Origin of the sequence: Pseudomonas guariconensis (genome assembly GCF_900102675.1) — a bacterium.
In the GTDB taxonomy this organism is placed as follows: Bacteria; Pseudomonadota; Gammaproteobacteria; order Pseudomonadales; family Pseudomonadaceae; genus Aquipseudomonas; species Aquipseudomonas guariconensis.
In genome coordinates this window covers 198,708-213,136 of the sequence record NZ_FMYX01000003.1, presented here as the reverse complement: position 1 = coordinate 213,136, position 14,429 = coordinate 198,708, and the positions used below count along the sequence as shown (strand labels likewise).

The 14,429-nt window shown below is 62.9% G+C and carries 16 protein-coding genes; 6 read left to right on the top strand and 10 right to left on the bottom strand.

Translation table 11 applies throughout. The features are described from left to right. Window positions 1-429 precede the first annotated feature (429 nt). A complete protein-coding gene (locus BLS27_RS06305; protein WP_090343747.1) occupies window positions 430-1,230 on the top strand; it encodes a cytochrome c in 801 nt (266 codons plus the stop codon). 60 nt (window positions 1,231-1,290) lie between these two features. Here the strand turns inward: BLS27_RS06305 and BLS27_RS06300 are convergent, their stop codons facing one another. The 4 genes from BLS27_RS06300 to BLS27_RS06285 all read right to left on the bottom strand — a co-directional run bounded on the left by BLS27_RS06300 (window position 1,291) and on the right by BLS27_RS06285 (window position 4,690). Continuing rightward, window positions 1,291-1,623: a ribonuclease E inhibitor RraB gene (locus tag BLS27_RS06300; RefSeq protein WP_043209796.1), complete on the bottom strand. Its 333-nt coding sequence runs from the start codon at window positions 1,621-1,623 to the stop codon at window positions 1,291-1,293. A gap of 183 nt (window positions 1,624-1,806) precedes the next feature. After that, window positions 1,807-2,043, bottom strand: coding sequence for a hypothetical protein (locus tag BLS27_RS06295; RefSeq protein WP_043209794.1), 237 nt, complete (start codon window positions 2,041-2,043; stop codon window positions 1,807-1,809). A 154-nt stretch (window positions 2,044-2,197) separates the two neighbouring features. Beyond that, on the bottom strand, window positions 2,198-4,276 hold the full coding sequence (locus BLS27_RS06290) for an LTA synthase family protein (protein ID WP_090343745.1): 2,079 nt from the start codon (window positions 4,274-4,276) through the stop codon (window positions 2,198-2,200). 222 nt (window positions 4,277-4,498) lie between these two features. Further along, window positions 4,499-4,690, bottom strand: a complete 192-nt coding sequence (locus BLS27_RS06285; protein ID WP_070573200.1) for a PLDc N-terminal domain-containing protein — start codon at window positions 4,688-4,690, stop codon at window positions 4,499-4,501. A 125-nt stretch (window positions 4,691-4,815) separates the two neighbouring features. Here BLS27_RS06285 and BLS27_RS06280 point away from each other — a divergent pair, with 125 nt between their 5' ends. After that, window positions 4,816-5,757: a ZIP family metal transporter gene (locus tag BLS27_RS06280; protein ID WP_043209787.1), complete on the top strand. Its 942-nt coding sequence runs from the start codon at window positions 4,816-4,818 to the stop codon at window positions 5,755-5,757. A gap of 88 nt (window positions 5,758-5,845) precedes the next feature. Here the strand turns inward: BLS27_RS06280 and BLS27_RS06275 are convergent, their stop codons facing one another. Further along, complete coding sequence (locus tag BLS27_RS06275) at window positions 5,846-6,376, bottom strand: hypothetical protein (protein WP_043209784.1); 531 nt, start codon at window positions 6,374-6,376, stop codon at window positions 5,846-5,848. A 59-nt stretch (window positions 6,377-6,435) separates the two neighbouring features. After that, entirely contained in the window at window positions 6,436-6,957 is a 522-nt protein-coding gene (locus BLS27_RS06270) for an ankyrin repeat domain-containing protein (RefSeq protein ID WP_090343742.1), read from the bottom strand. Window positions 6,958-7,227: 270 nt separating this feature from the next. Here BLS27_RS06270 and BLS27_RS06265 point away from each other — a divergent pair, with 270 nt between their 5' ends. Continuing rightward, window positions 7,228-7,500, top strand: a complete 273-nt coding sequence (locus tag BLS27_RS06265) for a DUF3509 domain-containing protein (RefSeq protein ID WP_043209779.1) — start codon at window positions 7,228-7,230, stop codon at window positions 7,498-7,500. A 101-nt stretch (window positions 7,501-7,601) separates the two neighbouring features. Here BLS27_RS06265 and BLS27_RS06260 read toward each other — a convergent pair whose 3' ends face one another. The 3 genes from BLS27_RS06260 to aroC form a co-directional block, all read right to left on the bottom strand. Next, window positions 7,602-8,138: an oxidase gene (locus BLS27_RS06260; RefSeq protein ID WP_090343740.1), complete on the bottom strand. Its 537-nt coding sequence runs from the start codon at window positions 8,136-8,138 to the stop codon at window positions 7,602-7,604. Further along, window positions 8,138-9,292, bottom strand: a complete 1,155-nt coding sequence (locus BLS27_RS06255; RefSeq protein ID WP_043209775.1) for an MFS transporter — start codon at window positions 9,290-9,292, stop codon at window positions 8,138-8,140. Before BLS27_RS06255 ends, BLS27_RS06260 begins: the two co-directional genes overlap by 1 nt. 112 nt (window positions 9,293-9,404) lie before the next feature. Then, window positions 9,405-10,496, bottom strand: coding sequence for a chorismate synthase (gene aroC, locus BLS27_RS06250; RefSeq protein ID WP_043209772.1), 1,092 nt, complete (start codon window positions 10,494-10,496; stop codon window positions 9,405-9,407). A gap of 189 nt (window positions 10,497-10,685) precedes the next feature. Between aroC and BLS27_RS06245 the strand changes: the two genes are divergently transcribed. Further along, window positions 10,686-11,648 (top strand): alpha/beta hydrolase, encoded by a 963-nt coding sequence (locus tag BLS27_RS06245; protein WP_090343738.1) that lies wholly within the window; start codon window positions 10,686-10,688, stop codon window positions 11,646-11,648. Between the two features lie 198 nt (window positions 11,649-11,846). Then, window positions 11,847-12,635 carry a hypothetical protein gene (locus tag BLS27_RS06240; protein ID WP_043209769.1) on the top strand — a complete coding sequence of 263 codons (789 nt, stop codon included), beginning with the start codon at window positions 11,847-11,849 and terminating at the stop codon, window positions 12,633-12,635. A 64-nt stretch (window positions 12,636-12,699) separates the two neighbouring features. Here BLS27_RS06240 and prmB read toward each other — a convergent pair whose 3' ends face one another. Further along, on the bottom strand, window positions 12,700-13,608 hold the full coding sequence (gene prmB / locus BLS27_RS06235; RefSeq protein WP_090343736.1) for a 50S ribosomal protein L3 N(5)-glutamine methyltransferase: 909 nt from the start codon (window positions 13,606-13,608) through the stop codon (window positions 12,700-12,702). A gap of 178 nt (window positions 13,609-13,786) precedes the next feature. On the opposite strand from prmB, the gene BLS27_RS06230 reads away from it, so the two are divergent. After that, on the top strand, window positions 13,787-14,377 hold the full coding sequence (locus BLS27_RS06230) for a cysteine hydrolase family protein (RefSeq protein WP_043209762.1): 591 nt from the start codon (window positions 13,787-13,789) through the stop codon (window positions 14,375-14,377). Window positions 14,378-14,429: the final 52 nt, after the last annotated feature.

The following is a 14,429-nucleotide window of genomic DNA, read 5'->3' as shown; positions in this document are numbered from 1 at the left end:
TCGCCGGGGCGCTCGTTCATGCCGCACCTGTCTAGCCAGAGGATGCCAGCGTGATAGCCCTTGGCCTCATAAACGAAAGAAATCAACGAATCTGCCAATAGAACAAAGGGTTCTCAAACATGGATAACGCACACCCTACTGTTGGTTGTATATCCAGACACACGAGGCATGCACGACCGGCGTCACCGAGCGCCGTTGCGATCGACCCGAAGCAAGACAAGGAAGCCAAGGGCTATTCAGGAATAACAACAAGAAGGCGGTCCGCCATGTTCAGACAATCGAAAGTACGCCAAGCCGGGCTCATTCTCTTCGCCACGACCTTGCTGCTCATCCTGCCGAACCTGACACGCTTGTTCGGATAAACGCAGCCGTGGCCATTGTTGGCATTGCACAGGTAATCTGCCGACCACTCAAGGTTGGAGATTACCCATGCGCAATTGCTTTGCCCTATTGACCTTGCTGTTCTGTCTGCCGCTATCGGCGGCGCAATTGCATCTGGAATTCGGTCATACCGCGCGCCAGTGGCAAAGCGAGGCATTGCTGGCACACCCACAGGCCCAGGACATCAGTATCGAGCAGGATGTCTCCTACAAGCGCCCCATGCACTACCGCGCTGTGCCATTGAGTGCACTGCTCGAGGGGGTGGGCCCCAACGATCATTTGCAAGCCGTCGCGCTGGATGGCTTCGCCGCCGAAATGCCTGCCGCGCCCTTGCTCCAGGCCGGCCCCGCACGGGCCTGGCTGGCCGTGGAAGACCCGGCCAAACCCTGGCCGGCGCTGGGCAACGGCAAACCGGGTGCCGGGCCGTTCTACCTGGTGTGGACCGACCCTCAAGCCGGGAACATCCGCCCAGAGCAATGGCCGTTCCAGATCACCACGATTCGTCGCCTGGCACCGGTGCAGGAGCGCTTCCCTGCCCTACTGCCCGACCCCACGCTCGCAGCGAACGATCCGGTACGCCACGGCTTTGCCCTCTTCCAGCAGAACTGCCTGGCGTGCCACCGCCTCAATGGCGCAGGCGATGCCCAGTTCGGACCAGACTTGAACGTGCCCCACAACCCCACCGAGTACTTCCAGCCGGGCTTTTTGCGCCGCTACATTCGTGATCCGCAAAGCCTACGGCAGTGGCCCCAGGCGAAAATGCCAGGGTTTGCCGAAAACGTGCTGAGCGAGCAAGAGCTCGACGCATTGATCGCCTACCTGGCGCACATGGCCAAGCGCAAGCCTTGAAAGGTTGTGCCGCCGGCGCAGCCTGCAAAGGGCCGCACAGCGGCCCCAGGCCCAGGGTATTCAGGCGACTGGCCGCTCCTGCTTCACGCCCCATCCCTCGACCTCGCCCCCAAAGGGCGAGACGACCTGCTCGAAGGCCTCCTCGAAGGCCCCGATCCCTCGGTAGGTGGCGTACATGATTTTGCTCAGCTCCAGGTGCCAAGCGCCGTCGTCCAGCTCACGTACCTGGGCATTGAGGGATTCACCGCGGAACTGTCCGGCCGCACGCCGGGCACCAGCCTCGTCAGGGAACACCGCATAGAACTCGATGGGATGGATTCGGGTGAAGTCGAAACCGCCAGCTTTCATCTGGCGAAGGACATTGCTGCTGATATCGTCGTTCTGGCTGCTCATGAAACGTCCTCCTACAAACGCAATGGATAGACTTTCCGTGCACAACGCACCTGCTTTGCACAATCGAGTGCCTGGCAGATCGAGCTAATGAGAGACGCGAATGGAGCCGACGCGGATCCGCAGAAAGATCCGGGCCTCGTCTGAGCGTAGTGCCTGCTGGCTCACAACGCCAGCGCAGCGCGTTCAGGGCCTTTCTTCGATGCGTGTGATGGAGACGCCGCTCTGCTCCTTGAGCCAGCGCACGGTGGGGAATGGACTGCGGTCCTGGAAGTCATTGAGGTCAAGTTCATCGATGACCGGGAACAAATGCGAGCGGATCAGGCGGGCGGCTTGCTCATCGCTTGGGCGTTGATCGCCGTTGTAGAGCAGTGAGCTCTGTACGCCATTCTGGTCGACGAAGGTGACTTCCCACTCTTTCATTGAATTGTCCTCTCAATCAAAGAATACCGGGTATGTGCTGCCAGTATCCTTGACCGTCGACGAGGGCGTTTGTTCAGTTCACCGCAGTGGTGGGAAAGCCCGCCCCACAAGTGAAGGCTTGGCCATCACCTGTGGGAGGGAGCGCGCGAGGGCGTCAGTCCTTGGGCACGCCATGGACGACACCGGCGGTGTTGTCCATCAGGCTCTTGGTCGCCGTCTGGATGTAGGACTCGAGGTTCTTCAGCAGCTCAGGCTGGTCGGGGCTCTCGATCAGCTCGGCCTTGAACTCGCGACCCAGCTGGTAGCGATACAGGCGCGGGGTCATGTCCTTGGACTCGATGAGGATGCGGTCACCCTTGACCAAGCCAACGATCTGCTCGCTGCCCGACGGCTTGATGATGCCCACGCCCGGGTCGCCCTCAGGCAGGTTCAGCAGGTCACGGCCCCAGCACTGGTGGCGGGTCTGGCCACCCAGGCGGCCCATGATGGTCGGCACGATGTCGACCTGGGTACCCACGGTGTGGTTGACCGCACCGAACTTCTCCTGGATCCCCGGGGCGATCAACAGCAACGGCACGTTGAAGCGGCCCAGGTCCAGCTCGGTGACCTGTTGCTGGTTGCCGAAGCCATGGTCGCCGACGATGACGAACAGGGTGTCCTTGAAGTACGGCTCCTTGCGCGCCTTCTCGAAGAACTGGCCAAGTGCCCAGTCGGAATAGCGCATGGCCGTGAGGTGTTCGTCCAGGCGGCCCTGGCCTGTGACCTTCTCGACCGGCAGGTCCTTGGGCAGTGCATACGGGGTGTGGTTGGAGAGCGTCTGCAGCAGCGCGTAGATCGGCTTTTTGCCATCGTGCTTGGCCAATTCCTCGTTGCCCCGGTCGAACATGTCCTGGTCGGACACGCCCCACGTCGGGTCGGAGAACACCGGATCGACGAAATCGTTACGGCCAATGAAAGTGGTCATACCCTGGTTGCCGAAGAAACCGGACTGGTTGTCCCAGGCGAAATCCCCGTTGTAGACGTAGACATCGTCGTAGTCACGAGCGCTCAGCAGCGCTGGCAGGCCAGACAGCTTGTGCCCCCCTTCCGGGGTCTGCATCAGGTATTCGAAACCAGGCAGGTTCGGGAAGCACGCCATGGTGGCGAACATGCCCTGGTGGGTGTGGGTGCCGTTTGAGAAGAAACGGTCGAACAGCAGGCCTTCCTTGGCCAGCTTGTCGAAGTACGGCGTGATGTTATTCGGGCTGCCGAGGGCGCCCACCGAATGACCGGCGAAGCTTTCCATGAGGATCACGACAACGTTCTTGACCGGCAGGGTGCGGTCAGCGGGCGGCTGGAAGTCACGGCGCACAGCCGCTTCGTCGGCATCGACCAAGGTGTCGTGAGGGGTCAGCAACAGATCACGCACGGTTTGCGTGGCCACGTCCTGCTCGACGGTGGGCTTCCAGATATTGGCACGGTCTTCACCGAAACGGCTCTTGGCCGCGTCGATCAGGGTCAAGGTGCCGTTCAGGCCAAGCTGGTTGACGAAGTTCGAGTCGGTGGTGAAGGCATCCCCCCAACGCATCGGCGGGCCCTGGCGCAGGGTGCCACGGGCAGCCACGACGGCTACCAGCAGTACCACCATGAACACTGCCAGGCGGTGGTACCAAGGGGCGATCCGACGTGGAGCCAGGCTCTGGGAGGCTCCGCCACTGCGGGTCAGGCGGTCGATACCCTTGAACAGCAGGCTCAGCAGCCAGGTCCCGAACAGCCAGGCCAGCAGGTAGCGCACGACTGGGAAACCGTACCACAGCATGCTCAGGACGGTCTTGGGGTCTTCCTTGATGTACTGGAACACCAGGCCGTTCAGGCGCTGGTGGAACTCGCGGTAGAAGTCCATTTCCATCAGGCCAAGGAACATCACCACGCTGGACGTCAAGGTCAGCCAAAGGCGGAAGAACCCGCGACGGGCCATCGCCCAAGGGCTGAGCAACGCCAGCAACAGCGGAATGCTCAGGTACACCACCACCCGCAGGTCGAAGCGCAGGCCGTTGAGGAATCCTTCGGCGACGGTGGAAGATGGGGTGTCGCCGATCATGTCGCTGTTGTAGACCAGCAACGCCAGGCGAACCAGGCTCAGCATCAGCATGATCACCAGGCCGCTGAGCAGCGTATAGGCCAGGTGCGATTTGAGGGTCGGCGCGAACGGAGCCGGCACGGCCCGTTGCTTCAAGGCATCCGTGTTAGCCATGAATGAGGGGATCCTAGGATTGCGGGTTTGCGGAAAGGCGAAATCGCCCTGCTACCTGAAGGGCCCGGCCATCAAAGCACGGCTATTGGGCCAACGCAGCATTGTGCGGCGCGGATTTTCGATAATCCAGTGTGAAAATTTCGTCACGAGCCGGCGTTTGCGGTGTCTAGCGGGCCCATTGGCGGATAAACCTGCCAATGGGCCGGATTGGTACCGCTGCCTTCAGAATTTCAGGTTGCCCCTGGGCCCGGCGATGGCCCAAATGATCAGCCCGATCACCGGCAGCAATACGATCAACAAGATCCAGAGCACCTTGATGCCCACCTCGGCGCCGCTCTTGAGCACGTGAAGAATCGCCCAGATGTCCAGGGCGAGAATGATGAGCCCGACAAGGCTGTTGAAGGTGGACCCCATGCGACTGCTCCTGGCAAAAGATTTGCTGCCAAGCATAGCCGGCTATTGCGTCGATAGAATGGAATGCTTGGCCGCTGGAATAGGTCAATGGCTAGACTGCGTTCATACATTGTCACGAGGTCCGCATGCCCCCTGCCCACGCCCCTGAAAGTCCTGCTCCCGCCTCGCTGTTCAACGCCTGGCGGCAACAAGCCGCGACCACCCCATGGCTCAGCGCCGGCCTGGGCCTGAGCCTGTTGGTCGTGCTCGGCCTGCTCGCGGCCAGCCTGTGGAATGCGATCCATGGCGACCATGCCGACAACCTGCACTTGGCGCTGCTGGGTGGGCTGTCAGGGTTCGGCGCCACAGCCCTGGGCGCGGTGCTGGCAGTGGTGCTGCGCGATGTCAGCACGCGCAGCCAGGACGTGATGCTCGGCTTTGCCGCCGGGATGATGCTCGCGGCCAGTTCCTTCTCGTTGATCCTGCCAGGCCTGGACGCTGCCCGGGAAATCACCGGCAATGGCCCGGCAGCGGCCTTCACCGTGGTGCTGGGGATGGGATTGGGTGTGCTGTTGATGCTTGGCCTTGATCGCTTCACCCCGCACGAACATGAAAGCACTGGTCCTTGCGGCCCAGAGGCGGAGCGCATCAACCGGGTGTGGTTGTTCGTGCTGGCGATCACCCTGCATAACCTGCCCGAAGGCATGGCCATTGGCGTGAGCTTCGCCAACGGCGACATGAACATCGGCCTGCCGCTGACCAGCGCGATTGCCATCCAGGACATCCCCGAAGGCCTGGCCGTGGCCCTGGCTCTGCGCGCGACAGGCCTGTCGAACCTCAAGGCGGCGCTGGTGGCGGTCGGCTCCGGCCTGATGGAGCCGCTGGGTGCGGTGATTGGCCTGGGTATCTCTACCGGCTTCGCACTGGCGTATCCGGTGAGCATGGGCTTGGCGGCGGGTGCGATGATCTTCGTGGTGTCCCATGAAGTGATTCCCGAAACCCACCGCAATGGGCACCAAACGTCGGCAACCCTGGGCCTGATGGGCGGATTCGCGGTGATGATGTTCCTCGATACCGCGTTGGGCTGACGCTACCGCCTCATCAGGGGTAAACCCGCTCCCGGCAGGTCCGCATCGATACCTGCGGAAGCGGGACCACCCGCGAACGAGCAGCCCATCAGACGTGAACAGCGACCTTCAATGCTTCCAACGCCGGCTCGACCTTGATCCCCACCTCAGCGCCCAACTCCAGCACTCGGGCCAGGTCGTTCTGCCCCACCATCACCATCTGCAACTCGTCATCGAGCAACTGGCTGAAGTTGACCAGCACATAACCGCCGGCCTCCTTGTTCAGGGCCCCCATCTGGACCTGGATGCGATTGAGCGCGGTCAGCGGCTCGGTGCGCGCCAGCTGCTTGGGCTTGAGGTTGAACGGCACACTCTTGTCGAATGAGTCGGTGATGCGTTCGAACAGCTCTTGGTAGCTATCGGCCTGGAACAGCACGGTGTCCGGCAGGCTGCCGACCACCACCCATTCACCCAGTGGGATGGGGAAGCTGTCGTCGTAGTTGATGTCTGGGTTGGCGGCCAGGAAGGCGGCGGGATCGGCGTAGGCCTGGGCTGCTTCGTCGGCGATGCGCTCGATGTCTTGCTCGCGCATGCAGCCGGCGCCGATGAGGCTGATGAGTTCGGACAACTGGTTTTTCATGGGGGGCCCCTGCGCTGGCGAAAAAGTCGCCAAGGATAGCCGCAAATGCCCCCTGAGGGTTAGCCGGCCAGCGTCTGCAGGCGCGCGGCAGTGTCCGGTGCGCCCATGGTCTGGGCGGCGACCAAGGCAGTGGCGCCACGGGCATCCTGGCGTGCAGGATCGGCACCTTGAGCCAACAAGAACTCGAGTATCTCGCTGCGGTTGAACATCGCCGCGAGCATCAGGGCGGTACGACCGTCCTCGGCGGCGGCATCCACTGGCACGCCATGTTCGATCAGCAAGCGGATCATGGCCAGGTCACCCTTGAATGCGGCTCCCGCGATGGGCAGTTGACCGTTGTCGTTGGCGATCAGCGGGTCGGCGCCATGGGCCAGCAGCACACGCACCGCGTCGATGTGGCCATGGTAGCTGGCCAGCATCAGCAAGGTGTCGCCCTTGTGATTGCGCAAGTTGGCGGGCAGACCGCTCTGCAGCAGGCGCTCGAGCATCGGCGCATCGCCGCGCCGGGCACGCTCGAAGACTTCTTCGGCAAATGCGGCCGTCTCTTCGTCAGTCATGGCGGTGGGCTGTTGGTCGGACATCTGGAACCTCCTGGCAAGAAAAGAGCCCAAGTCTTCGTCAGGCACTGCCAGGCGGTCAAAGGTTCAGATTCTATCGGCTCGAAAGACAAACCTTATGACTCTTGCAAATTGCACTGTGCAAAATGCACGACCATGCGAAATGCACGGTTGCCCAAATTTCATTTATTCATAACTCATTGATTTTAAAGGTATTTTTCAAATCGGCGAGGATGGCACGGTCACTGCAACACTCAACTCACGTCTGCCCATACAACAGTCAGGAGTTGAGATATGGACCTCATCCAGGAAAAGTTCGCCTCGGTATTCTGCGCCTATCAAGTCGAAACCCAGCCTCGCCCCGACGGCGGTATCCAGCTGACCCTGCGGGCAGCCGATGGCAAGGTGACTCGCCGTGCATTGACCTACGCACAGTTGCACAGCGCCGAGCAGTTGTCCTGGGCGATCAGCGCCATCCGCCGCGACTTGGCCGAACAGGCCAGTGAGCTTCCAGTGATCTCGATGTTGCAGAGCCAGCAGCGTTTTGCCCTGCCGACCTATCGCTGATGCGGCGCGACTTTCGCGGGTAAACCCGCTCCCACAGGTGTTCCATCGTTCCAAAGGCGGTGGAGTGGCTGTGGGGGCGGCTTATCCGTGAAAAACGTACCTCAAAGCTCATCCATGCCGGCAAACTGCCGGGCCGTCGAATCGCCGGTGAACTGCGGCTGCATCCCCAATTCGCTGCCAAACAGGCGCAACGCCAGGCAGAACGGGTTGTCCCCCAAGTCCACCCAACGGCGCACGCCGGCGGGAATCACCAACACGTCGCCCTTCTCGCACAACACCGCATACACGTAGTCGCCCAGGCGCAAGCTGACCTGTCCGCGTCCGCCAATCACGGCAAACACTTCAACCGCTTCGTGCACATGCTCATCGCGAAGGTCAGCCTGGCTCGGGTCAAGGCCATCGCGGTTGAGCAGCCCGAACGCGACGCTGCCATGTGTGGTCATCAGCTGGTCCAACAGCCCATGACATTCGGCCAACACTTGCTCATGAGCTGTGCCCGGGCGGATGCGCAGCTCATCGGTACGGCGCTCCAGGCGCACACCCTGCTCGGCGAGGGTGGCGGCGATATCGTCGTGGTGGGTCAGCACCTTGTTCGGCAACTCGGGGGTGTAGAGATGGAAAACGCTGAGAATGCTCATCAGGGGCTGGTCCTGGTCTGTTTCGAACAAAGGGCAATGATAACGGCTGCCGCGAGCGCCGCGACGCTGGCCATACCAAAGGTGAAGGACGGGCCCAGCAGTTTCCAGCTGTAGCCCGAATAGAGTGCGCCCAGGGCACCGCCGGTGCCAGACAAGGCCGCATACAACGCCTGCCCCTGCCCTTGCTGACGCGCGCCGAAGCTACCTTGGACGAAGGCAATGGCTGCGGCATGGAAACAGCCGAAGGTCGCCGCATGCAGCAGCTGGGCAAACACCAGCACCGCTGGAATATCCGCAAGATTCCCCAGCAACAGCCAACGCAGCGCTGCCAGCAGGAAGCTCGCCAATAGCACATGGCGCACTGAAACCCGGGCGAAGATTCGACTCATGGCCATGAATACCAGCACTTCGGCCACCACCCCCAGCGCCCACAGCAAACCAATGGCGCCACGGGTGTAGCCCAGATGTTCCAGGTGCAGGGTGAGGAAGGTGTAGTAAGGGCCGTGGCTGAGCTGCATCAGCGCCACGCACACATAGAACGCCATTACACCCGGCGCCGCCAGTTGCCGCAGGAAGCCCCCTGCCCCCTTGCGCTCGGCATGCTCCACCGGCTGGGCATTGGGCACCCAGAGGCTCGCGATGAAAATCCCGGCCATGATGGTCACCAACGCCACCGGGTAGATATCCAGGCTTAGCCACTCGAACAGCCGTCCCAGGCCGACCACGGTGAGGATGAAACCGATCGAGCCCCACAGGCGCACCTGGCTGTAGCGCGAGGTTTGCCCGTGCAGGTGCGCCAGGGTGATCACCTCGAACTGCGGAAGCACCGCATGCCAGAAGAACGCATGGAGCGCCATCACCAGTGCCAGCCAGGCGTAGCTTTTGTCGATGAAGATCAGCGAGAAGGTGGCCAGAGTCGACAAAGCGCCCAGGCGCACGATCAGCAACCGTTGGCCGCTGCGATCCCCCAGCCAGCCCCACAGGTTGGGTGCGATGCAGCGCATCAGCATGGGAATGGCCACCAGTTCGCCGATGCGTGCCGGCGAAAAGCCCAAATGGTCGAAGTACAACGCCAGGAACGGCGCGGTGGAGCCGAGCAAGGCGAAGTAAAAGAGGTAGAAGCTGGACAGGCGCCAGTAGGGAATCGGGGGCATGGGCGGGGCCTTTGGTTGCCTGTGCCGGCTCCTTCACGGGGGACCGCTCCCACAGGACCTGCGGTAGTCCTCTAGGAGCGGGTTTACTCGCGAAGTGACCCGTGCGGACGAATCAGCGCTGGCCCAGCACCGGGGTATTCACCTTCACATCGGCGTTCTGCGCACGGTGGCGCAGCAGGTGATCCATCAGCACGATAGCCATCATCGCCTCGGCGATCGGCGTGGCACGGATGCCCACGCACGGGTCGTGACGGCCCTTGGTGATGACCTCGACCGGGTTGCCGTCGACATCGATGGAGCGGCCCGGGGTGGTAATGCTCGACGTCGGTTTGAGCGCCAGGTGGGCGACGATCGGCTGCCCGGAAGAGATTCCGCCCAGGATGCCGCCTGCGTTGTTGCTCAGGAAGCCCTCAGGCGTCAGCTCATCGCGGTGCTCGGTGCCACGCTGGGCGACACTGGCGAAACCGGCGCCGATCTCCACGCCCTTGACGGCGTTGATGCTCATCAAAGCATGGGCAAGCTCCGCGTCCAGGCGGTCGAAGATCGGCTCGCCCAGGCCAGGCATCACGCCCTCGGCGACCACGGTGATCTTCGCGCCGACCGAATCCTGGTCACGGCGCAACTGGTCCATGTAGGCCTCCAGCTCCGGCACTTTGTCAGGATCAGGGCTGAAGAAGGCGTTGTGCTCGACCGACTCCCAGGTCTTGAACGGGATTTCGATCGGGCCCAGCTGGCTCATGTAGCCACGCACGCGGATGCCTTGGGTGGCCAGGTACTTCTTGGCGATGGCGCCGGCAGCCACGCGCATGGCGGTCTCGCGGGCCGAACTGCGGCCGCCGCCGCGGTAGTCGCGGATGCCGTATTTATGGTGGTAGGTGTAGTCGGCGTGGGCTGGGCGGAACAGGTCCTTGATCGCCGAATAGTCCTTGGATTTTTGGTCGGTGTTGCGGATCAGCAGACCGATGGAACAGCCGGTGGTACGACCTTCGAACACACCCGAGAGGATTTCGACCTCATCCGGTTCCTGGCGCTGGGTAGTGTGCCGGCTGGTGCCCGGCTTGCGGCGATCCAGGTCGTGCTGCAGATCGGCCAGGGAGATTTCCAGACCCGGAGGGCATCCATCGACAATGGCGACCAACGCCGGGCCGTGGCTTTCGCCTGCGGTGGTGACAGTGAACAGCTTGCCGTAGGTATTGCCGGACATGGACGCTCCGCGAATCTGCCTGAATGTGAGGGAGGCGGGCAGTATACGGAAATTCCCTTTATTCGGGTGGTCGGTTCAGCCCCTTCGATCACGCTCAAACCTAGGGGAGTGGGTTCATCGGCGAAGGGGCATGAGAGAACCTTCGGTCAGCCACCCGGTCCAACCGACATCCCACCAAGTAGTAGCCCTATGATGTTGCGCCTCGCCGCCCTGCTTCTGCTGCTGTGCTCAGGCCTCGCCCAGGCCGCCGCCCCGACCGTACTGCAACGCCCCATCGACCTGGACACCGGCCAGGGCGTGCTCCATGGCAGCCTGCTGCTGCCGCAACAAGCCACCCCGCCGCCGGTAGTGCTGATCATTGCCGGCTCCGGCCCCACCGACCGCGACGGCAACAACCCCGCCAGTGGTCGCCTGGACAACCTCAAGCGTCTGGCCCTGCTGCTGGCCGGCGAGCACATCGCCAGCGTGCGTTTCGACAAGCGCGGCGTTGCCGCAAGCCAACCGGCCACGCCCGATGAGCGGGACCTGAGCGTCGAGCGCTACGTGGCCGACACCGTGGCCTGGGGCCGCAAACTCAGGGCTGACCCACGCTTCGGTCCGCTGATCCTGCTTGGCCACAGCGAAGGCGCGCTGATTGCGACGCTGGCCGCTCAACAGGCCGGCGCCAGCGCGGTGATCACCGTGGCCGGCAGCGGTCGCCCCGTGGCAGAGGTGCTGCGCGAACAATTGGCCCAGCGCCTGCCGCCGGCAGAACTGGCGCGCGGCAATGCGCTGATCGACCGCCTGCAGGCCGGACAGACCTCTCTGGATGTGCCGGCGCCGCTGCGCGATGTGTTTCGCCCGAGCGTGCAGCCTTACCTGATCTCGTTGCTGCGCCAGGACCCGGCAGCAGCGTTCGCTCGTCTGCCGATGCCCGCCTTGATCATCCAGGGCCGCAACGACGTGCAGGTGGACGTCGCCGACGCCGAACGCCTCAAGGCCGCCAAGCCCGACGCGCAGTTGGCCCTGATCGATGGCATGAACCACATGCTGCGTATCACCCCTCGGGACATGAGCCAGCAGCGCGACAGCTACCGCAACCCGGGGCTGCCGCTGGCCCGTGAACTGGGTGAGCGGATCGTGGCGTTCATTCGCCAGCTGCCGCCGGCCTAGATTGTCCTCAGGAAGTCTCCGTTGCTGCCGATAACCGGTTGATCGAGGCAGTGATCGGTGTTTTTGAGGCCGTTTGCGCTCCATTGCGGACAAACCCGCTCCCACTGATTGAATGTAGGAGTGGCATTGCCTCGCGATTGGGCAACGCATCAGCCCCTTTCCACCGTCCTGCCCGCCGTGCATTCGAGGACACTTCCGATGACCGACGCCCCCGCCGCCGTTGAGGCGGACGAAGAGCCACAAGCCCCAGCAAGCGCTCCGCTGCCATGGGAAGACCTGGCCCCTGAACACTTCCAACTGCTGCGCCTGGCAGCCCTGCCCACCGACCGCAACAGCGGCGCCCGTCCGCTGCGTTTCGTCGAGTTCGGCCATGCCGAGCGGCATAGCAAGACGCACAGCCTGCTGCGGCTGGAAATCCGCCTGCCAGGTCAGAAAGTGCGCAAAGAGCAGAACCAGCTGGACATCCGTGTCGATCACGAACAGCGCCAGGTGCGTATCGGCGGTGACGGTGGCTTGCAGCTCGAGCCGGCGAACCGCGGCCTGGGGCGGTTCCTCCTGGGACAGGCGGTGCAGTGGCTGCAACAGCGTTGGTCGAACTACCAAGTCGAAGGCGTAGCCCTGCCCAGCAAGGATGCCCTGAACGAAGACAACCGCCTGCGCCGCGACCATGTACTGCGCAGTGCAGGGCTTGAGGTGGAATACGAAGGCGGACAACTGCTCAAGGGGCGCACCGTGGATACCACGGTAGGCCAGCTCAAGGGCGGCTGGAACAATGAAAAGGTCCAGCGCGTCGACATCCTCGAGGCTGCCGGAATGCTGCAACAGGCCGAGCAACAGCTGCTGGAGAAGCAGGCGCAGTTGCGCGAGCGGGATGAACGGGTCGCCAAGTACCGCCGCGAAGACAGCGGCCTGCGCTTTACCATCACGTGCCTGGTGGCGTTTGCCGTGTTCCAGGCGGGACTGCTGATCTGGATCGCCACGCGCTAGAGACGTGGCGCCCTTTTCGCGGGTTTACCCGCGAAAAGGGCTGCAGCGCAGCCCTCTGTCTTGATCAGACGCGGGAGCGGAACAGCTCCTGGTGCTGACGGCACTGCTCGGCAGTCAGCATGAACACGCCATGCCCACCCCGCTCGAACTCCAGCCAAGCGAAGTCCACCTCTGGATACAGCGCCTGGACATGCACCTGGCTGTTACCCACCTCGACGATCAGCAGCCCTTTTTCATTCAGGTGGTCAGCCGCCTCGGCGAGCATGCGCCGCACCAGGTCCAGGCCATCGTTGCCACAGGCCAGGCCCAGCTCGGGCTCGTGGTGATACTCGGCCGGCATGTCGGCGAAATCTTCGGCGTCGACATACGGCGGGTTGGACAGAATCAGATCGAAGCGCTGCCCGGGCAGGCCGGCGAAGCCATCACCCTGCACGGTGTATACACGCTCTTCCAGGCCATGGCGCTCGATGTTGTGGTTGGCGACTTCCAAGGCATCGAAGGACAGGTCGGCCAGCACCACCTCGGCCTCGGGGAACACGTCGGCGGCGACGATGCCGATGCAGCCGGAGCCGGTGCACAAGTCAAGGATGCGCGCAGGCGGCGTGGCCAGCCAGGGCTCGAAGCGTTTTTCGATCAGTTCGCCGATGGGCGAGCGCGGCACCAACACACGCTCATCGACCACGAACGACATGCCGCAGAACCACGCCTCGCCCAGTAGGTAGGCGGTGGGCACCCGCTCTTCGATTCGGCGCTTGAGCAGGTGCTGCAGGCGCACGCGCTCGTCATCTTCCAGCTGGCAGTCCAGGTAGCTGTCGGCCACCTCCCACGGCAGGTGCACGGCACCCAGCACCAGCAGGCGGGCTTCGTCCCAAGCGTTGTCGGCACCGTGGCCGAAGAACAGGTCGTGCTCATGGAAGCGGCTGACCGCCCAGCGGATATGGTCGCGCAGGGTGCGCAGGCGGGATGTGATCACGGGTGACTCCTTTTAAGACAGGACAAAAGTCTAACAGCCCACCGACACAAATGTTCCCTTCGATTGCCCGGTCGGTAGCCAGAGGCCAGTAACCATGCTGTCTGCAATGTCAACCATTCACATTGGCGCCGAGGCAAGGGAGAATAGGTATACAAAAGCCCTACCCAAGGAGCCCTTGATGTCCGTTCCAACCACGATGTTCCGCCTCAGCGGCCGCGACTATCCGCCGGCCAAGCTGGGCCAAGCCAGCCTGATTGTCATCGATGCGCAAAAGGAGTACCTCAGCGGTCCCCTGGCGCTGTCGGGCATGGACGAGGCCGTGGCCAACATCGCCCGGTTGCTCGACGCCGCGCGCAAGGCCGGCCGTCCGATCATCCATGTACGCCACCTGGGCACCGTCGGTGGCCTGTTCGACCCGCAGGGTAGCCGCGGCGAGTTCATCCCGGGGCTGGAGCCTCGCGAGGGTGAGATCATCATCGAAAAGCGCATGCCCAACGCCTTCAAGAACACCAAGCTGCACGAAACGCTGCAGGAGCTGGGCCATCTGGATCTCATCGTCTGCGGTTTCATGAGCCATTCGAGCGTCAGCACCACCGTTCGCCGCGCCAAGGACTATGGTTATCGTTGCACCTTGGTCGCCGATGCCTCCACCACCCGCGACCTGGCGTTCAAGGACACGGTCATTCCGGCTGCGCAGATTCATCAGTGTGAAATGGCCGTGATGGCCGACAACTTCGCCTGCGTCGCCCCGACCGCCAGCCTGATCTGAGCCACGACCGCCCGGCAGACGGGTGGAACCCCAGGGCCGACCCTAGGTCGAA